The 18,670-nt window shown below is 63.0% G+C and carries 21 protein-coding genes and 1 pseudogene; 13 read left to right on the forward strand and 9 right to left on the reverse strand.

Annotation, left to right across the window (positions count from 1 at the left end; all coding sequences use genetic code 11):
• The first annotated feature begins 95 nt into the window (after positions 1-95).
• Together argS and ACI7M0_RS25070 are read left to right on the forward strand one after the other, a co-directional pair.
• On the forward strand, positions 96-1,832 hold the full coding sequence (gene argS / locus ACI7M0_RS25065) for an arginine--tRNA ligase (RefSeq protein ID WP_010955633.1): 1,737 nt from the start codon (positions 96-98) through the stop codon (positions 1,830-1,832).
• Between the two features lies 1 nt (position 1,833).
• Positions 1,834-2,532 carry an SPOR domain-containing protein gene (locus ACI7M0_RS25070; protein WP_014859104.1) on the forward strand — a complete coding sequence of 233 codons (699 nt, stop codon included), beginning with the start codon at positions 1,834-1,836 and terminating at the stop codon, positions 2,530-2,532.
• A 90-nt stretch (positions 2,533-2,622) separates the two neighbouring features.
• Here ACI7M0_RS25070 and ACI7M0_RS25075 read toward each other — a convergent pair whose 3' ends face one another.
• Positions 2,623-3,042 (reverse strand): TM2 domain-containing protein, encoded by a 420-nt coding sequence (locus tag ACI7M0_RS25075; RefSeq protein ID WP_010955634.1) that lies wholly within the window; start codon positions 3,040-3,042, stop codon positions 2,623-2,625.
• A gap of 164 nt (positions 3,043-3,206) precedes the next feature.
• Here ACI7M0_RS25075 and ACI7M0_RS25080 point away from each other — a divergent pair, with 164 nt between their 5' ends.
• Complete coding sequence (locus ACI7M0_RS25080; RefSeq protein ID WP_104962719.1) at positions 3,207-3,830, forward strand: C40 family peptidase; 624 nt, start codon at positions 3,207-3,209, stop codon at positions 3,828-3,830.
• A gap of 127 nt (positions 3,831-3,957) precedes the next feature.
• Here ACI7M0_RS25080 and ACI7M0_RS25085 read toward each other — a convergent pair whose 3' ends face one another.
• Positions 3,958-4,956, reverse strand: coding sequence for a type IV pilus twitching motility protein PilT (locus tag ACI7M0_RS25085; protein ID WP_405314529.1), 999 nt, complete (start codon positions 4,954-4,956; stop codon positions 3,958-3,960).
• 65 nt (positions 4,957-5,021) lie between these two features.
• On the opposite strand from ACI7M0_RS25085, the gene ACI7M0_RS25090 reads away from it, so the two are divergent.
• The 9 genes from ACI7M0_RS25090 to ACI7M0_RS25130 all read left to right on the forward strand — a co-directional run bounded on the left by ACI7M0_RS25090 (position 5,022) and on the right by ACI7M0_RS25130 (position 11,591).
• The gene (locus ACI7M0_RS25090) at positions 5,022-5,708 is read left to right on the forward strand and encodes a YggS family pyridoxal phosphate-dependent enzyme (protein WP_019439137.1); all 687 of its coding nucleotides are present in this window, start codon (positions 5,022-5,024) and stop codon (positions 5,706-5,708) included.
• A gap of 38 nt (positions 5,709-5,746) precedes the next feature.
• A complete protein-coding gene (gene proC / locus ACI7M0_RS25095) occupies positions 5,747-6,565 on the forward strand; it encodes a pyrroline-5-carboxylate reductase (protein WP_004575483.1) in 819 nt (272 codons plus the stop codon).
• A 10-nt stretch (positions 6,566-6,575) separates the two neighbouring features.
• Positions 6,576-7,166, forward strand: a complete 591-nt coding sequence (locus tag ACI7M0_RS25100; RefSeq protein WP_003249110.1) for a YggT family protein — start codon at positions 6,576-6,578, stop codon at positions 7,164-7,166.
• Positions 7,167-7,265: 99 nt separating this feature from the next.
• Entirely contained in the window at positions 7,266-8,405 is a 1,140-nt protein-coding gene (locus ACI7M0_RS25105; RefSeq protein ID WP_129933993.1) for a homoserine O-acetyltransferase, read from the forward strand.
• A 7-nt stretch (positions 8,406-8,412) separates the two neighbouring features.
• On the forward strand, positions 8,413-9,033 hold the full coding sequence (metW, locus tag ACI7M0_RS25110; RefSeq protein ID WP_003249106.1) for a methionine biosynthesis protein MetW: 621 nt from the start codon (positions 8,413-8,415) through the stop codon (positions 9,031-9,033).
• Positions 9,034-9,055: 22 nt separating this feature from the next.
• Positions 9,056-9,490, forward strand: a complete 435-nt coding sequence (locus tag ACI7M0_RS25115) for a DUF4426 domain-containing protein (protein WP_019439139.1) — start codon at positions 9,056-9,058, stop codon at positions 9,488-9,490.
• The gene (gene rdgB, locus ACI7M0_RS25120; RefSeq protein ID WP_020192922.1) at positions 9,487-10,083 is read left to right on the forward strand and encodes an RdgB/HAM1 family non-canonical purine NTP pyrophosphatase; all 597 of its coding nucleotides are present in this window, start codon (positions 9,487-9,489) and stop codon (positions 10,081-10,083) included. Before ACI7M0_RS25115 ends, rdgB begins: the two co-directional genes overlap by 4 nt.
• A complete protein-coding gene (gene hemW / locus ACI7M0_RS25125; protein WP_129933992.1) occupies positions 10,080-11,255 on the forward strand; it encodes a radical SAM family heme chaperone HemW in 1,176 nt (391 codons plus the stop codon). Before rdgB ends, hemW begins: the two co-directional genes overlap by 4 nt.
• Positions 11,256-11,264: 9 nt before the next feature.
• Entirely contained in the window at positions 11,265-11,591 is a 327-nt protein-coding gene (locus ACI7M0_RS25130; protein ID WP_003249095.1) for a DUF3392 domain-containing protein, read from the forward strand.
• 894 nt (positions 11,592-12,485) lie between these two features.
• Here the strand turns inward: ACI7M0_RS25130 and trmB are convergent.
• The 4 genes from trmB to ACI7M0_RS25150 form a co-directional block, all read right to left on the reverse strand.
• On the reverse strand, positions 12,486-13,208 hold the full coding sequence (gene trmB, locus ACI7M0_RS25135; protein ID WP_004575478.1) for a tRNA (guanosine(46)-N7)-methyltransferase TrmB: 723 nt from the start codon (positions 13,206-13,208) through the stop codon (positions 12,486-12,488).
• 9 nt (positions 13,209-13,217) lie between these two features.
• A complete protein-coding gene (locus tag ACI7M0_RS25140) occupies positions 13,218-14,030 on the reverse strand; it encodes a thiazole synthase (protein WP_003249091.1) in 813 nt (270 codons plus the stop codon).
• 54 nt (positions 14,031-14,084) lie between these two features.
• Positions 14,085-14,285, reverse strand: a complete 201-nt coding sequence (gene thiS / locus ACI7M0_RS25145) for a sulfur carrier protein ThiS (RefSeq protein WP_003249090.1) — start codon at positions 14,283-14,285, stop codon at positions 14,085-14,087.
• A gap of 102 nt (positions 14,286-14,387) precedes the next feature.
• Positions 14,388-14,759 (reverse strand): DUF423 domain-containing protein, encoded by a 372-nt coding sequence (locus ACI7M0_RS25150; protein WP_104962726.1) that lies wholly within the window; start codon positions 14,757-14,759, stop codon positions 14,388-14,390.
• A gap of 29 nt (positions 14,760-14,788) precedes the next feature.
• Here ACI7M0_RS25150 and mtgA point away from each other — a divergent pair.
• Positions 14,789-15,534: pseudogene (gene mtgA, locus ACI7M0_RS25155) on the forward strand (monofunctional biosynthetic peptidoglycan transglycosylase).
• A gap of 474 nt (positions 15,535-16,008) precedes the next feature.
• Here the strand turns inward: mtgA and rpoH are convergent.
• From rpoH to ftsE, 3 genes are all read right to left on the reverse strand, one after another.
• Positions 16,009-16,863: an RNA polymerase sigma factor RpoH gene (gene rpoH, locus ACI7M0_RS25160; protein ID WP_003249083.1), complete on the reverse strand. Its 855-nt coding sequence runs from the start codon at positions 16,861-16,863 to the stop codon at positions 16,009-16,011.
• A gap of 111 nt (positions 16,864-16,974) precedes the next feature.
• Positions 16,975-18,000, reverse strand: a complete 1,026-nt coding sequence (ftsX, locus tag ACI7M0_RS25165; RefSeq protein WP_010955647.1) for a permease-like cell division protein FtsX — start codon at positions 17,998-18,000, stop codon at positions 16,975-16,977.
• Positions 17,997-18,668 (reverse strand): cell division ATP-binding protein FtsE, encoded by a 672-nt coding sequence (gene ftsE / locus ACI7M0_RS25170; protein ID WP_003249079.1) that lies wholly within the window; start codon positions 18,666-18,668, stop codon positions 17,997-17,999. Before ftsE ends, ftsX begins: the two co-directional genes overlap by 4 nt.
• Positions 18,669-18,670 lie beyond the last annotated feature (2 nt).

An 18,670-nucleotide genomic window follows, 5' to 3' on the forward strand; every position in this document is an offset into this window, starting at 1 on the left:
AAGGTTGGCAACCTGCTCCCGGCAACGGATAATGCCCAGTTTTTCCACCTGCGCATCCAGGCGCTCACCGCGCTTGCGGTCGAAAAGAGATCCCCATGAAAGACACCATTCGCCAGCTGATCCAGCAAGCCCTCACCCAACTCGTCACCGACGGTGTGCTGCCTGAAGGGCTGTCGCCGGCGATCCAGGTGGAAAACGCCCGGGACAAGACCCACGGCGACTTCGCCAGCAACATCGCCATGATGCTGGCCAAGCCGGCCGGCATGAAGCCGCGCGACCTCGCCGAAAAACTGATCAACGCCCTGCCGGCCAGCGCCGACATCAGCAAGGTCGAGATTGCCGGCCCCGGCTTCCTCAACTTCTTCCAGAACACCGACGCCCTGGCCAACCGCCTGGATGCCGCCCTGGCCGACGCCCACCTGGGTGCGCGCAAAGCCGGCCCGGCGCAAAAGGTGGTGATCGACATGTCGGCACCCAACCTGGCCAAGGAAATGCACGTCGGCCACCTGCGCTCGACCATCATCGGTGACAGCGTTGCGCGCGTGCTGGAGTTCCTGGGCGACAACGTCATCCGCCAGAACCACGTCGGCGACTGGGGTACCCAGTTCGGCATGCTGATGGCCTACCTGCAGGAAAACCCGATCACCAGCGACGAGCTGTCGGACCTGGAAAACTTCTACCGCGCGGCGAAGAAACGCTTCGATGAATCGGAAGAGTTCGCCACTCGCGCTCGCGGCCTGGTGGTCAAGCTGCAAGCCGGTGACCCCGAGTGCCTGGCCCTTTGGACACGCTTCAAGGACATCTCGCTGTCGCACTGCCAGAAGACCTACGAGCTGCTCAACGTCAAGCTGACCATGGCCGACGTGATGGGCGAAAGTGCCTACAACGACGACTTGGCCAACGTGGTGGCCGACCTCAAGGCCAAGGGCCTGCTGGTCGAAGACCAGGGCGCCCAATGCGTGTTCCTCGAAGAGTTCAAGAACAGCGACGGCGACCCCCTGCCGGTGATCGTGCAGAAGGCTGACGGCGGCTATCTGTACGCCACCACCGACCTGGCTGCCGTGCGTTACCGCAGCAACGTGTTGAAGGCTGACCGCGCACTGTACTTCGTCGACCAGCGCCAGGCTCTGCACTTCAATCAGGTGTTCGAAGTGGCCCGCCGCGCTGGCTTCGTCGGCCACCCGATGCAAATGGAGCACATGGGCTTCGGCACCATGAACGGCGCCGACGGCCGCCCGTTCAAGACCCGTGACGGCGGCACCGTGAAGCTGATCGACCTGCTCACCGAGGCCAAGGAGCGCGCCTACGCGCTGGTCAAGGAAAAAAACCCGAGCCTGGCCGACGACGAACTGCGCCACATCGGCGAGGTGGTGGGCATTGGCGCGGTGAAATACGCCGACCTGTCCAAGCACCGCACCAGCGACTACAGCTTCAACTTCGAGCTGATGCTCAACTTCGAAGGCAACACCGCGCCTTACCTGCTGTACGCTTACACCCGCGTAGCCGGCGTGTTCCGCAAGCTGGGCAAAGGCTTTGACGAAGTCGACGGCAAAATCGTGCTGCAAGCTGCCCACGAGCAGGACTTGGCCGCGCGCCTGGCGCAGTTTGGCGAAATCCTCAACAACGTCGCCGAAAAAGGCACGCCGCACGTGCTGTGCAGCTACCTGTACGACTTGGCCGGCCTGTTCTCCAGCTTCTACGAGAACTGCCCGATCCTCGCGGCCGAAACCCCTTCGCAGCAGCAGAGCCGGCTGCGCCTGGCCGCACTGACTGGCCGCACCCTCAAACAAGGTCTGGAACTGCTCGGCCTGGAAACCCTGGAGCGCATGTAAGTTGGCTGCCAAGAAAAAACCTGCCCCGAAACGCGGCGCCAGCCGCCAGACGGCACCGGCCAAACAGCCGATCCCCGGCTGGGTATGGCTGGCGGTCGGCCTGACCGTAGGCGCGTTCATCGTGTTCCTGATGAAGCTCGAACCCGGTGGCGATGACATCAAGCGCACCAAGCCCGAGCAGGAGAAACCGGCGAAAGCGGCCGAAGCCGGCAAGCCCGCGCAAGCTACCCCGCAACAGCCGGTGAAGCCGAAGTACGACTTCTACACCCTGCTGCCGGAGTCTGAGGTGATCGTGCCGCCGGAAGCCGTACCGGAGAAAACCCCACCGGTGCCGGCCCAGCCGGTAACCCCGGTAACACCAGCAGAAGCGGCGAAAATCGACACGGCGAGGGCCCAGGCAGCGTTGCTCGGCCAGACCCCGCCACCGCCACCACCCGTGATCAAGCCGGCGGCGACCACGCAGTACTTCCTTCAGGCCGGCTCGTTCCGCAAGCAGGCCGATGCCGACAAAGTACGGGCACAGATCATCCTGCTGGGCCAGTCCGTGAAAGTGGAGTCGGGCACGGTCAAGGATGAAACCTGGTACCGCGTGCTGGTTGGGCCGTTCAGCAACCGCGAGCAGTTGACAGGGGCACAGAAGCAGCTGGCTGGGGCCGGGTTCAGCAACCTGTTGCTGCAACAGCGGCAGACCCGTCAGTAACGAAGAAGGCCTTGCCGCAGCGATGCGACAAGGCCTTCTTTATATGGACAGCATTGCCCGTGAAGGGGCTGTAAAGCAGCCCCGCTACCGTCAGCCCCGCCCCGCATTCCTTTCGGACACCTGGCTGTTCAACGTCCAGAAGTCATACAGCACCCCCACCAGGAACAACCCGCCGGTAAAGAAGTAGATGATCGCGGTGATCCACTTGCCCTGATACAGCCGGTGCAGGCCAAACACCCCCAGGAAGGTCAGCAGGATCCAGGCGATGTTGTAGTCGATACGCCCGGACTGAAACCTCAGGTCGGCTTCACGGTCCATGGACGGGATCAGGAACAGGTCGATCAACCAGCCAATGCCCAGCAAGCCCAAGGTGAAGAACCAAATGGTCCCGGTAATCGGCTTGCCGTAATAGAAACGATGGGAACCGGTGAAGCCGAAAATCCACAGCAGGTAGCCGATGGTTTTGCTGTGGGTGTCGTGAAAGGGCACCCCCTGTTGATAACTGTTCATTCATAGCCCCTGTGGGTTATCCGAAAATTTTCTAAGAAAAAATGTGACTTTTTCGTCGCAAGCCGACATACGGCGCCTGGCAATCGACCAACGGATCAATAACTGATCAAAAAGCTGTTATAAAGTTGCGCGCCAACACATAACTATTCATAAGAGCTTCATCTATGCCGCCTTTGATCAAGACATGGCTGACCCTCTGCCTATTATTGCCCCTGGCCGCCCACGCCACCAATCGTGAGCAACGTCTTCCCAATGGTTTCACCGGCTACACGACCAACGCCTCGGTAAAACGCGCACCAGTCAAACAGACCGCGCTACGCGCCCGCCCAAGCAATGCTGCCAGCAGCCGCGGTGCGAATGTCGCCGCCATGTCGCCTAAGCAAAGCAGCGATGTGCTGAGCCGTGCGGTAAATGTGCTCGGTACTCCTTATGTTTGGGGCGGCAGCAGCCCGAAAAAAGGCTTTGACTGCAGCGGGCTGGTCAAATACGCCTTCAACGACGTCGCCGACGTCGACCTGCCGCGCACCTCCAATGCCATGGCCCAGGGCCACGGGGTGAAGGTGGCCAAGGGTGATCTGAAGCCTGGCGACCTGATCTTCTTCAACATCAAGAGCCGTCGGGTCAATCACGTAGCCATCTACCTGGGTAACGACCGCTTCATCCACGCTCCACGCCGTGGCAAGCGGGTGAGTATCGACACCTTGAGCAAGCCTTACTGGCAGAAGCACTACGTGGTGGCCAAGCGGGTGCTGCCGAAAGAGCAGCAGCTGAGTCTGGCCAAGCGTTAATCTGATCGGCGCTATCCGGTACCGGCCCCTTCGCGGGCACGCCCGCTCCCACAGGTAGCGCGTCGCTCTCGCGGGCAGCGCCATACCTGTGGGAGCGGGCGCGCCCGCGAAAGGGCCTTTGCAGGTACTACAAGCCTTTGATCAACCCTCGCTCCCTCAGCCTCCGCAACGCCCCCTCCATCGTCAGCATCCCCTCCGCCGCCCCGCCCTGCATCACTGAAGACAACTGCGCCAACCGCCCCTCCCGAACCAGGTTACGCACCGCCGGCGTCGCCACCAGCACTTCCCGCGCCGCCACCCGCCCACCCCCTACGCGCCTGACCAGCACCTGCGCGACCACCAGGCGCAGCGACTCGGCCAGCATCGCCCGCACCAACGGCTTTTCCTCGGCAGCAAACACCTCCACCAACCTGTCGATGCTGCTGGTCGCCGAACGCGCATGCACGGTTGCCAGCACCAGGTGCCCGGTTTCGGCCGCGCGCAGGGCCAGGCGAATGGTTTCCAGGTCGCGCAACTCGCCGATCATGATCACGTCCGGGTCCTGGCGCAGCGCACTGCGCAGCCCCTGAGCAAAGCCGCGACTATGGCGCCCCATCTCACGCTGGTTGACCAGGCTGCGCTGGCTGGCATGGATGACCTCGACAGGGTCTTCCAGGGTAATGATGTGCAGCGCCCGCTCGCGGTTCAGCTGGTCGAGCAGCGTTGCCAGGGTGCTGGACTTGCCACTACCGGTCGGCCCGCCCACGAGGATCAAGCCATCCCGGCAATGCGCAACAGCTTGAAACACATCCGCAAGGTCCAGCTCACTCACCGTCGCAATGCGCCCCGGGATCAGCCGAAAGGTAACCGCCGGGCCATTCAACTGGCGAAACAGGTTCAGCCGAAAGCGCCCAAGCGCCGGCAACTCCAGCGCTAGGTCCATTTCATCGCCTTGGGCCCACTGCCGGCGCTGATAGTCATCCAGCACGCTGGCCATGCCCTCGATCAAGGCACCCTGGTTCAACGGCGGCAAGCCCATACGCTGCAACTCGCCATCCAGGCGCAGCATCGGAATCTGGCCCGTCGCCAGGTGCAGGTCTGAAGCCCCCGCATCCACAGCTCGGGCCAACAGGTCGGTCACATCCATAAGACTCCCCAAAGGCCTTCAAGCAGGTAGAATGCCGCAGACCCCACAGCTGCCGGCATCGATCCATGTCCACCCTAGCAGACAACCTTTCCGCGATTTCCGCCCGTATCGCCAGTGCTGCCCAGGCAGTCGGGCGTGATCCGGCCAGCGTCCAGTTGCTGGCCGTGAGCAAGACCAAGCCCGCCAGCGCTATCCGCGAGATCCATGCCGCCGGTGTGCACGACTTCGGGGAGAATTACCTACAGGAAGCACTGACAAAGCAGCAGGCCCTCAGCGACTTGCCCTTGATCTGGCACTTCATCGGCCCCATTCAGTCGAACAAGACCAAAGCCATCGCCGAGCATTTCGACTGGGTGCATTCCGTGGACCGCCTGAAAATTGCCCAACGCCTGTCGGAACAGCGCCCTGCCGGGTTGGCGCCGCTGAACATCTGCCTGCAGGTGAACGTCAGCGGCGAAGACAGTAAATCCGGCTGCACCCCGGCCGACCTACCCGCGTTGGCCAAAGCCGTAGCCGCACTGCCCAACCTGCGCCTGCGCGGGCTGATGGCAATCCCGGAACCCACTGAAGACCGCGCCACCCAAGAGGCCGCCTTCGCCAGCCTGCGCAAGTTGCAGGAAGGCCTGGGGTTTGGCCTGGACACCCTGTCCATGGGCATGAGCCACGACCTGGAAGCGGCTATCGCCCAGGGCGCGACGTGGGTACGGATTGGCACGGCCCTGTTCGGAGCCCGCGACTACGGCAACACCTGATTCCATGCTTCACTCACTCTTTTCCACAAGGACCTGACATGAGCAAGACACGTATTGCCTTTATCGGCGCCGGCAACATGGCCGCCAGCCTGATCGGTGGTCTGCGTGCCCAGGGCCTGGACGCCTCGCAGATCCGCGCCAGCGACCCGGGCGCCGAGACCCGCAGTCGCATCCAGGCCGAGCACGGCATTGAAGCCTTCGAGGACAACGCCCAGGCCATCGATGGCGCTGACGTCATCGTGCTGGCGGTCAAGCCACAAGTCATGAAAACCGTATGTCAGGCACTGCAACCCAACCTGCAGGATGGCCAGCTGATCGTTTCCATCGCCGCCGGCATCACGTGCGCCAGCCTGCAAAGCTGGGTGGGCGCTCGCCCGGTGGTGCGCTGCATGCCCAACACCCCGGCATTGCTGCGCCAAGGCGTGAGCGGCCTGTACGCCACCGCTGAAGTGTCCGGCGAACAGCGTCAGCAGGCCGAACAACTGCTGTCGGCCGTGGGCACCGCCCTGTGGCTGGAGCAGGAACAGCAACTGGACGCCGTGACAGCTGTGTCCGGCAGTGGCCCGGCGTACTTCTTCCTGCTGATCGAGGCCATGACCGCGGCAGGCGAAAAACTCGGCCTGCCACGCGAAACCGCCTCCCAACTGACCTTGCAGACGGCCCTGGGCGCCGCGCGCATGGCGGTTGCAAGCGATGTCGATGCCGCCGAACTGCGCCGCCGCGTCACCTCGCCCGCCGGCACCACGGAAGCGGCGATCAAGTCGTTCCAGGCCAGCGGCTTCGAAGCCATCGTCGAGCAGGCGCTGCAGGCTGCAGCCACGCGCTCCGCCGAGCTGGCCGAACAACTGGGCAAATAAGGAGCCTTAGATGAATGCACTGTCAGGCGCCGCGATTTTCGTGGTGCAAACCCTGGTCAGCCTTTACCTGGTTATCGTCCTGCTGCGCTTCGTGCTGCAACTGGTCAAGGCCAACTTCTACAACCCGCTGTGCCAGTTCGCCGTTCGTGCCACCCAACCGCTGCTCAAGCCGATCCGCCGGATCATCCCTAGCGTTGGCGGGCTGGATACCTCGTCGCTACTGCTGGCGGTGGTCATCCAGGCCTTGCTGATGGGCTTCGTGCTGATGGTCACCTACGGTACCTTCGGCGACGTCCTGCACCTGCTGATGTGGGCGATCATCGGCATCACCTCGCTGTTCCTGAAGATTTTCTGGGTGGCGATGATCGTCATGGTGATCGTTTCCTGGGTTGCACCCAACAGCCACAACCCGGCGGCCGAACTGGCCTACCAGATCAGCGAGCCGGTGCTGGCGCCGTTCCGCCGCCTGGTGCCAAATCTGGGTGGCATGGACATCTCGCCGATCTTCGCCTTCCTGGCGATCCAGGTGGTCCAGTCGTTTGTCATGCCCCCGCTGGCCGCCTACGCCGGCATGCCTCAAGAGCTGTGGCGAATGATCTGAGGCTCGCCAGCGCCAGCTTGCCCCCAGTCGCAAGCCTTTGCTTGCCGCTGGGGGTAGCGCTCTTTAGACTTACGCCTCCGTCAAGCGTGAGCAGGGTCGATGTCAACTGTCTTTCCCGAAGATTCCGTCGGTCTGGTAGTACCGCAAACCGCCCGGTTCGATGAACCGCTGGCACTGGCCTGTGGCCGTTCACTGGCCAGTTACGAACTGGTCTACGAGACCTATGGCACCCTGAACGCCAGCGCGAGCAACGCCGTGCTGATCTGCCATGCCCTGTCCGGCCACCACCATGCCGCTGGCTACCATGCCGCCACCGACCGCAAGCCGGGCTGGTGGGACAGCTGCATCGGCCCCGGCAAGCCGATCGATACCAACCGCTTCTTCGTGGTCAGCCTGAACAACCTCGGCGGCTGCAACGGCAGCACCGGCCCCAGCAGCGTCAACCCTGCCACCGGCAAACCGTATGGCGCCGACTTCCCTGTACTGACCGTAGAGGACTGGGTACACAGCCAGGTGCGCCTGGCCGAGCGCCTGGGCATCCAGCAATGGGCCGCTGTCGTCGGCGGCAGCCTTGGCGGCATGCAGGCACTGCAATGGACCATCAGCTACCCCGAGCGTGTGCGTCATTGCGTCGACATTGCCTCGGCGCCCAAGCTGTCGGCGCAGAACATCGCCTTCAACGAGGTGGCGCGCCAGGCCATTCTCACCGACCCTGAGTTCCATGGCGGTTCGTTCCAGGACCAGGGCGTGATCCCCAAGCGCGGCCTGATGCTGGCGCGCATGGTCGGCCACATTACCTATCTGTCCGATGATTCGATGGGTGAAAAATTCGGCCGTGAGCTGAAAAGCGACAAGCTCAACTACGACTTCCACAGCGTCGAGTTCCAGGTCGAAAGCTACCTGCGCTATCAGGGCGAGGAGTTTTCCGGCCGTTTCGACGCCAACACCTACCTGCTGATGACCAAGGCACTGGACTATTTCGACCCGGCCGCCACGCACGGTGGTGATCTGGCCGCCACGCTGGCCCACGTCACGGCGGACTACTGCATCATGTCGTTCACCACCGACTGGCGCTTCTCTCCGGCCCGTTCGCGCGAGATCGTCGACGCGCTGATGGCCGCGCGCAAGAACGTCTGCTACCTGGAGATCGATTCGCCCTACGGGCACGATGCTTTCCTGATTCCCACACCTCGCTACATGCAGGGTTTCTCGAACTACATGAACCGCATTGCCATCTGAGGACAGCATGAGAGCCGATCTGGAAATCATCCACGACTGGATCCCCGCCGGCAGCCGGGTACTCGACCTGGGCTGCGGTAGCGGCGAACTGCTGGCCTCGCTGCGTGACCGCAAACAGGTCACCGGCTATGGCCTGGAAATCGACGCCGACAATATCGCCGCCTGCGTGGCCAAGGGCGTCAACGTCATCGAACAAGACCTGGACAAAGGCCTGGGCAACTTCGCCAGCAACAGCTTCGACGTGGTGATCATGACCCAAGCCCTGCAGGCCGTGGAATACCCCGACCGCATCCTCGACGAAATGCTGCGGGTGGGCCGTCAGTGCATCATCACCTTCCCAAACTTCGGCCACTGGCGCTGCCGCTGGTACCTGGCGACCAAAGGCCGCATGCCGGTATCGGACTTCATGCCGTATACCTGGTACAACACGCCGAACATCCACTTCTGCACCTTCGCCGACTTCGAAGAACTTGTGCACGAACGCCGAGCCAAGGTACTGGACCGCCTGGCGGTCGACCACTTGCACCGCAACGGGTGGGGTGGCCGGCTATGGCCTAATCTTCTAGGTGAGATCGGCATCTACCGCGTCAGCAGTCCGGGCCTGCAAGAGCACCAGCTCGCGGTCTGACGCCCACCGGAGGAATCGCCCCATGCGTCGCCTAGCCCTGTTCCTGATCAGCCTGTGCCTGGCCCTGCCAGTACTGGCTGCCGATGCCGCACGCCCCGAGCGCAAGGAGGTATTTGGCGACGTGACGGTGCACTACAGTGCATTCACCTCGAGCATGCTCACACCCGAGGTGGCCGCGGCCACCGGCCTGGTGCGCAGCAAGAACCAGGGCGTGCTCAACATTACCGTCCTCAAGGCCAGCAAACCTGCCACGGCGGTGATCAGCGGCACGATCAAGGACCTGACCGGGCGCAGCAGCCCGCTGTCGTTCAAGCAGATTACCGAACAGGGCGCGGTGTACTACATCGCCCAGTTCAAGATCGACCAGCCAGAAACCGTCACCTTCGACCTCAACATCGAAACCGGCGGCATCAGCAACTCTCTCCGCTTCAACCAGGAAGTGTTCCCAGGCGAATGATGAATTTCCAGCAACTCGTATTGGCCAGCCACAACGCCGGCAAACTCAAGGAACTCCAGGCCATGCTCGGCCATTCCGTGCAGCTGCGCTCGATTGGTGAGTTCAGCCAGGTGGAGCCGGAAGAAACCGGCCTGTCGTTCGTCGAAAACGCCATCCTCAAGGCGCGCAACGCCGCCCGCATTTCCGGCCTGCCGGCCTTGGCCGATGACTCTGGCCTGGCGGTGGACTTCCTCGGTGGCGCGCCGGGCATCTACTCGGCGCGCTATGCCGATGGCAAAGGTGACGCGGCAAACAACGCCAAGCTGCTCGAAGCTTTGAAAGACGTGCCTGAAGCTGAGCGCAGTGCACAGTTCGTCTGCGTTCTGGCGCTGGTGCGCCACGCCGACGACCCGTTGCCGATCCTGTGCGAAGGCCTGTGGCACGGGCGCATCCTGTTCGAGGCCAGCGGCGACCAGGGCTTTGGCTACGACCCGCTGTTCTGGGTACCGGAGCGCAACTGCTCCAGCGCCGATCTAGCCCCGGCTGACAAGAACCAGCTCAGCCACCGCGCCCGTGCCATGGCCCTGCTGCGCAAACGTCTGGGCCTGGCATGATCGAAATGCTGTCGCCCCCCGGCGCGGCAGGCTTTAGCAGCCTGCCGCCGCTGGCGCTGTACATCCACATTCCGTGGTGCGTACGCAAATGCCCTTATTGCGACTTCAACTCCCACGCTGCCGGGCCTGAGCTACCGGAAGATGCCTACGTCACAGCCCTGCTCGACGACCTCGACCAGGAACTGGCTGCCGTACAAGGCCGCCCGATCAGCTCGATCTTCTTCGGTGGCGGTACGCCAAGCCTGTTCAGTGCCAGCGCCCTTGGCCGGCTACTGCGTGGCGTAGAGCAACGTATTCCGTTCGCGCCAGACATCGAAATTACCCTGGAAGCCAACCCGGGCACCTTCGAGCAGGACAAATTCAAGGCCTACCGGCAGACCGGCATCAACCGTCTTTCGATCGGTGTGCAGAGCTTTCAGCCAGCCAAGCTGAAGGCACTCGGGCGCATCCACAATGGCGACGAAGCGGTTCGAGCCGCCGGCATGGCGCGCGCGGCCGGTTTCGACAATTTCAACATGGACCTGATGCACGGCCTGCCCGACCAGTCGCTGGACGACGCGCTGGGTGACCTGCGCCAGGCCATCGACCTGGGGCCGACCCACCTGTCGTGGTATCAGCTGACCGTGGAGCCGAACACGGTGTTCTGGAACCAGCCGCCAGAGCTGCCCGAAGACGACATCCTCTGGGATATTCAGGAAGCCGGCCAAGCGCTGATGGCCGAGCACGGCTACCGCCAGTACGAGGTATCGGCCTACGCTCAGGCAGGCCGCGCCGCCCGGCACAACCTCAACTACTGGCGCTTCGGCGACTTCATCGGCATTGGTGCCGGCGCCCACGGCAAGCTCACCTTCGCCGACGGGCGCATCCTGCGTACCTGGAAGACCCGCCTGCCCAAGGACTACCTGAACCTGGCCAAGCCGTTCAGGGCCGGAGAGAAGCTGCTGCCAGTCGATGAACTGCCGTTCGAGTTCCTGATGAACGCCCTGCGCCTGACCGATGGCGTGGAAACCGAACTGTTCACCCAGCGCACTGGCTTGCCACTGTCACAGCTGCAGGAAGCACGCCGTGCCGCCGAACAAAAGGGCCTTTTGCAGGTCGAACCGGATCGACTGGTGGCCACCCCAAGGGGCCAGCTGTTCCTCAATGACCTGCTGCAGTATTTCTTGACCTGAGGATGACCCATGGATCTGGTACTTGATCTGCTCGCGACGGTTTCCCGCTGGAGCCGCAGCAACCTGTCGGAGATTTCACTGGCCTTGGTAGGCTGCCTGCTGGTGCTGTTCGGCACCGATGTCAAAGCCTGGGCCGAGCAACGCCTGGGCGGCCTCGCCGGCGCCCTGCGTGTGCCGTTCATGGCGCTGATGGTGATGATCGGCAGCGGTGCTGCGCTGATCTATGCCACGCCATGGGTGGTGAAAGGCCTGAGCCAGTTCAACAACTATGCGCTGGCGCCTGTGTTGCTGGTGGTGCTGGTGTTGATTGGCGTGGTGGCGGATCGTCGCGGCTGAGCTAATGGCCCCTGGGTCAACTGTCTTGCTCAACATTTGAAAGACCTGCGCGGCCGCCTGTAGGAGCGGGTTTACCCGCGAAAGGGCCGGCCCTGCTGGCCAATTTCCACCCGCCGTTCACCGTTGCCGCCACCACCGTATTCGCGGGTAAACCCGCTCCTACACAGATCGGTGGTGGACACACCTCGGTGGTTGTACACAGGCCGCCCGTAGGAGCGGGTTCACCCGCGAATGGGCCGGCCCTGCTGGCCAATTTCCACCCGCCGTTCACTGTTGCCGCCGCTACCGTATTCGCGGGTAAACCCGCTCCTACACAGATTGGTGGTGGACACACATCGGTGGTTGTACACAGGCCGCCCGTAGGAGCGGGTTTACCCGCGAAAGGGCCGGCCCTGCTGGCCAATTTCCACCCGCCATTCACTGTTGCTGCCGCCACCGTATTCGCGGGTAAACCCGCTCCTACACAGATGGGTGGTGGACACACATCGGTGGTTGTACACAGGCCGCCCGTAGGAGCGGGTTTACCCGCGAAAGGGCCGGCCCTGCTGGCCAATTTCCACCCGCCATTCACTGTTGCCGCCGCCACCGTATTCGCGGGTAAACCCGCTCCTACACAGATTGGTGGTGGACACACATCGGTGGTTGTACACAGGCCGCCCGTAGGAGCGGGTTCACCCGCGAATGGGCCGGCCCTGCTGGCCAATCTCCACCCGCCGCTCACCGTCGCAGCCGCCCGCGAACACCGGCAAAGCCGGTGCCATCCACCGCGTTGGTTTCTTCGCGGGCATGCCCTGAGGTGTTGTGTATTACCGAAAAAAAACCGCCCTTCTCAAGGCGGTTATTTTCGCCTGCATTCCTGCAGGCATCAGCACATCGAAAAGCCGTATCAGCCGCTCAATCCACCTTCTCGAACTTCAAGTCCCACACCCCGTGCCCCAGCCGCTCACCGCGGCGTTCGAACTTGGTGATCGGGCGCTCTTCGGGGCGCGGCACATAGGTGCCGTCTGCCGCACGGTTGCGATAGCCAGGAGCTGCGCTCATCACTTCCAGCATGTACTCGGCATACGGCTCCCAATCGGTGGCCATGTGGAACACACCACCGGGCTTGAGCTTGCGACGTACCAGCTCGGCGAACTCCAGCTGGACAATGCGGCGCTTGTGGTGACGCGCCTTGTGCCAAGGGTCTGGGAAGAACAGCATCAACCGATCAAGGCTGTTATCCGCCACGCAGCGGTTCAGCACTTCGATGGCATCGCAGTCATACACCCGCAGGTTTTTCAGCCCCTGGGTCAGCACGCCATTGAGCAGCGCGCCAACACCCGGGCGGTGAACTTCCACACCGATGAAGTCCTGCTCAGGGGCGGCGGCGGCCATTTCCAACAGGGAATGGCCCATGCCGAAGCCGATCTCCAAGGTGCGCGGGGCCGAACGGCCGAACACCTGGTCGTAGTCCACCGGGCTATCAGCCAGTGGCAGGATGTACAGCGGGCCGCCTTGATCCAGGCCGCGTTGCTGGCCTTCGGTCATGCGCCCGGCACGCATCACGAAGCTCTTGATGCGGCGGTGTGGGCGGGCTTCGCCGTCGGGGGTGATCGGCGTATCGTGCGATTCAGTCATCAGTTGCTCTTACTTGATCAGACCATCCAGCGGCGAAGAGGCGCTGGCATAGAGTTTCTTCGGCATACGACCGGCCAGGTAGGCCATGCGACCCGCGACAATGGCGTGTTTCATGGCCTCGGCCATCAGCACCGGCTGCTGGGCGTGGGCGATGGCCGAGTTCATCAGCACCGCCTCACAGCCCATTTCCATGGCGATGGTGGCGTCGGAGGCGGTACCCACACCGGCATCGACCAGCACCGGTACCTTGGATTCTTCCAGGATGATCTGCAGGTTGTAGGGGTTGCAGATACCCAGACCGGTGCCAATCAGGCCAGCCAGCGGCATGACCGCGATGCAGCCGACTTCGGCCAGCTGACGGGCGATGATCGGGTCGTCGCTGGTGTAGACCATGACGTCGAAACCTTCCTTGACCAGCACTTCGGCTGCCTTGAGGGTTTCGATCACGTTGGGGAACAGGGTTTTCTGGTCGGCCAGCACTTCCAGCTTCACCAGCGTCCGGGACTCGTGCGATTTGCGCCCATCGAGCAGTTCGCGGGCCAGACGGCAAGTGCGTACCGCTTCCACCGCGTCAAAGCAGCCTGCAGTGTTCGGCAGGATGGTGTACTTGTCGGGCGACAGTACATCGAGCAGGTTCGGCTCGCCCGCGTTCTGGCCAAGGTTGGTGCGGCGTACAGCGACAGTGACGATTTCGGCACCCGAGGCCTCGGTGGCCAGGCGGGTTTCTTCCATGTCACGGTACTTGCCGGTACCGACCAGCAGGCGCGACTGGAAAGTACGCCCGGCCAGGGTGAAGGGCTTGTCGCTACGAACGTTGCTCATCGTTGTTCCTCGGGAAAAGGTTGCAGGGCTTGCTTGTGAACCGCCGGGCTGCTGTCAGCCGCCACCGATGGCGTGGACCACTTCGACCTGGTCGCCGTCATTCAGCAGCGTGCTGTCGTGCTGGCTGCGCGGCACGATATCCAGGTTCAGTTCCACTGCAACACGGCGCCCGGTCAGCTCCAGGCGCGCCAGCAGGGCTGCAACGCTTTCGCCAGCAGGCAGTTCGTAAGGTTCACCGTTCAATTTAATGCGCATGCGCACGGCCACCATTGTTCTTTGGGGCCAGCATTCTAGCGCCGAACCGTCCTGCAACCCAAGGGCGGTGCACGCCATTAGTCGTGATTGTGGACCACTCGGTCAGCCCAGCCGCCAGGCTGCCAGCCCCAGGCACAGCCAGCCGAGGAGGAAGCACAAGCCGCCAATCGGGGTGATGATGCCAAGCTTGCCAAGGCCGGTGAGGGTCAGCAGGTACAGGCTGCCGGAGAACAGCACGATGCCCAACGCAAACAGGCCGCCAGCCCACCCGACCAGGCGCCCGGGCAGGTGCGCCGAGAGCACCGCAACGCCGAAGATCGCCAAGGCATGGACCAGTTGGTAAGTCACGCCGGTATGGAAGATTGCCAGGTAGTCAGCCGTCAGCCGGTTTTTCAGGCCATGAGCGGCGAAGGCGCCCAGGGCGACACCGGTAAAGCCAAAAAAGGCGGCAAGCATCAGGAAGCTGCGAAGCATGGGACGACTCCTTGTATCGGGTCTGTATAATGGCCCCTTCCACCCTTAGGGCCAAGCCATCGACATGCTGTCAACGCTTATCCGTCGCCTCTCCCGCGCCCTGCTCTGGTTCGTTGCCGGCAGCATCGTGCTGGTGCTGGTATTCCGCTGGGTACCACCGCCCGGCACGGCGCTGATGGTCGAGCGCAAGGTACAGTCATGGGTGAATGGTGAACCGATCGACCTGCAGCGCGACTGGGAGCCATGGGAGAACATCTCCGATGAGCTCAAGGTTGCGGTCATTGCTGGCGAGGACCAGAAGTTCGCCAGCCACTGGGGCTTCGACCTCCCGGCCATTCAGGCGGCGCTGGCCCATAACGAGCGTGGCGGCAACATTCGCGGCGCCAGCACCCTGACCCAACAGGTGGCCAAGAACCTGTTTCTGTGGTCAGGCCGCAGCTGGTTTCGCAAGGGGCTGGAGGCCTGGTTCACCGCACTGATCGAGCTGTTCTGGTCGAAGGAACGGATTCTCGAGGTCTATTTGAACAGCGCCGAGTGGGGCAAGGGCGTGTTTGGTGCCCAGGCAGCGGCGCGTTATCACTTTAGCGTCGACGCCAGCCGGCTCAGCCGCCAGCAGGCAGCGCAGCTGGCAGCGGTGCTGCCAAGCCCAATCAAGTGGAGTGCCAGCCGACCGAGTGCCTACGTGGCCAGCCGGGCCGGCTGGATTCGCCGGCAGATGAGCCAGCTGGGCGGGCCCAGCTACCTGATGCAGCTGGACTCCTCCAGAAAGCTTTGAATGCAGGCCCGGCCCTTTCGCGGGTAAACCCGCTCCTACGGGCAAACCGCGTGCCCGGCCTCCTCGCGGGTAAACCCGCTCCTACGGGCAACCGCATCCCCGACCTCCTCGCGGGCAGACCCGCGCCTACGGGCAACCGCATCCCCGGCCTCCTCGCGGGCAAACCCGCGCCTACGGGCAACCGCATACCCGGCCTCCTCGCGGGCAAACCCACGCCCACGGGCAACCGCATCCCCGACCTCCTCGCGGGCAAACCCACGCCCACGGGCAACCGCATCCCCGACCTCCTCGCGGGCAAACCCGCGCCTACGGGCAACCGCATCCCCGGCCTCCTCGCGGGCAGACCCGCGCCTACGGGCAACCGCATCCCCTGTAGGAGCGGGTTTACCCGCGAAGAGGCCGGCAAAGCCAGCACAAACAAAAAAGCCGCTCACCCCATAGGGCCAGCGGCTTTTCTTTACAGCCCAGACTCGATCAGGCAGCGATCAGGGCCTTGACCTTGTTCATCGCATTCTTCTCCAGCTGGCGAATACGCTCAGCCGATACGCTGTACTTGTCTGCCAGTTCATGCAGCGTAGCCTTCTCTTCCGCCAGCCAACGCTGGTAGAGAATGTCGCGGCTACGCTCGTCCAGGCCCTGCAGCGCTTCGTGCAGGTTGCTGGTGGAGTTGTCACTCCAGTCGGCATCCTCCAGTTGCACCGCCGGATCGTAACGGTGGTCTTCCAGGTAATGCGCAGGCGACTGGAAGGCGCTGTCGTCGTCAGCTTCCGCTGCCGGGTCAAAGGCCATGTCCTGGCCGCTGAGGCGGCTTTCCATCTCGCGCACTTCGCGCGGCTCGACGCCAAGGCTTTCCGCCACGCGATGCACTTCGTCGTTGTTCAGCCACGCCAGGCGCTTCTTCTGGCTACGCAGGTTGAAGAACAGCTTGCGCTGAGCCTTGGTGGTAGCCACCTTGACGATGCGCCAGTTGCGCAGAATGAACTCGTGGATCTCTGCCTTGATCCAGTGCACGGCGAACGACACCAGGCGCACGCCCATTTCCGGGTTGAAGCGCTTGACGGCTTTCATCAGGCCGACGTTGCCTTCCTGGATCAGGTCAGCCTGGGCCAACCCGTAGCCGGCATAACTACGGGCGATATGTACGACGAAACGCAGGTGGGCCATCACCATCTGACGAGCGGCCTCGACATCCTGCTCATAATAGAGACGCTCGCCCAGATCACGCTCCTGCTCGACCGTCAGCAGCGGGATGCTGTTGACCGTGTGCACATAGGCTTCCAGGTTTGCACCGGGTACCAGGGCATAGGCAGGTTGCAACGATGTGGTCATTCAAGAACCTCCGACTTACAAAACTCGCACCTTGTGGGCGCTGCCAACATTGACCTGGAACGACGGTACAAGTTCCGCAGTGAAGAAAATGTCAATGCTGGCACGTAAAAACTATCGCGGCGCCAGCTCGTTCAAGTGGCGGGCGACTGCAATCCATGCACCGATATACCCCAACAACACTGCTCCGATCAAGAGCGACAGACCATCGGAAGCCGGAACGCCGCCCAGGGCGAAGTCACTGCCATACAGCCCGGAAAGCCCTACCACCGCCTCGTTCAGCCAGTTCAGGCCAAACGCCAGGATGCCCCACGCCAGCAGGCCTGCGCCCAGGCCATACAGGGCGCCCATGTACAGGAAAGGCCGGCGCACGTAGGCGTCGGTGCCGCCGACCAGTTTGATCACTTCGATCTCGATACGACGGTTTTCAATGTGTAGACGAATTGTGTTACCGATTACTAACAGCAGGGCAGAAATCAGCATCACGGCCAGGCCGAAGACGAAGCGATCACCCAGCTTGAGGATGGCTGCCAGGCGCTCGACCCAGACCAGGTCCAGTTGCGCCACGTCCACCCGCGGCAGCTCCGACAGGCGCTGACGCAAGGCGTCCAGGGCCGGTTTGTCGACCTCGGTCGGGGTTACCACCACCACACCCGGCAGTGGGTTGTCTGGCAGTTCGCGCAAGGCCTCGCCCAGCCCGGACTGCTGCTGGAACTCCTCCAGGGCCTGCTCGCGGCTGACATACTGGGCGTCCGCCACGCCAGGCATGCCCTTGATCTCGTCGCGCAGCGCTTCGCCATCGCGGCTGCCGGCATCAAGCTTGAGGTACAGCGAAATCTGCGCAGCGCGCTGCCACGAACCGCCCAGCTGCTCGACGTTCTTCAGCAACAAGGACAGGCCCATCGGCATGCTCAGCGCCACTGCCATGACCAGGCAAGTGAAGAAGCTGCCGATCGGCTGCTTGCCCAGGCGGCGCAGGCTGTCGGCCAAGCTGGCACGGTGGCTTTCCAGCCAGGCATGCAGCAGGGTGCGGAAGTCCGGGCCATCATCGTCTTCACCGCGCTTTTTCTTCGCAGGTTGCGGATCGGCCGGTTTCGGTGCGACCCGCTCGGAAACCTTCGGCGTACGTGTTGTGTTCATTGCCCGGCCTCCCCATCGCCGATCAAGCGGCCGCGTTGCAAGGTCAGCATGCGGTGACGCATGCGCGCGATCAGCGCCAGGTCGTGGCTGGCGATCAATACCGTCGTGCCCAGGCGGTTGATGTCCTCGAACACGCCCATGATCTCTGCAGCCAGGCGCGGGTCGAGGTTACCGGTGGGCTCGTCGGCCAGCAGCAGAGCCGGCTGGTGAACGATGGCGCGGGCGATACCCACCCGCTGCTGCTGCCCGGTGGACAGGTCGGCCGGGAACAGCTCGCCTTTGTCGGACAGCGATACACGCTCCAGGGCCGAGTCCACGCGCTTGGCGATCTCGACCTTGGACAGGCCGAGAATCTGCAGCGGCAAGGCAATGTTGTTGAATACGGTGCGGTCGAACAACAGCTGGTGGTTCTGGAACACCACGCCGATCTGCCGGCGTAGGAACGGGATTTGCGCATTGCTGATCTGGCCCAGGTCCTGCCCTGCCAGCATCAGCTTGCCGCTGGTCGGGCGCTCCATGGCCAGCAACAGGCGCAGCAGGGTGCTCTTGCCTGCGCCCGAGTGGCCGGTGACGAACAGGAATTCGCCCCGGCGCGCCCGGAAACTCAGCTCATGCAACCCCACATGACCGTTGGGATAGCGCTTGGCAACCTGCTCGAATCGGATCATGG

The organism is Pseudomonas sp. 10(2024), assembly GCF_045164175.1.
GTDB classification, from domain to species: domain Bacteria; phylum Pseudomonadota; class Gammaproteobacteria; order Pseudomonadales; family Pseudomonadaceae; genus Aquipseudomonas; species Aquipseudomonas alloputida.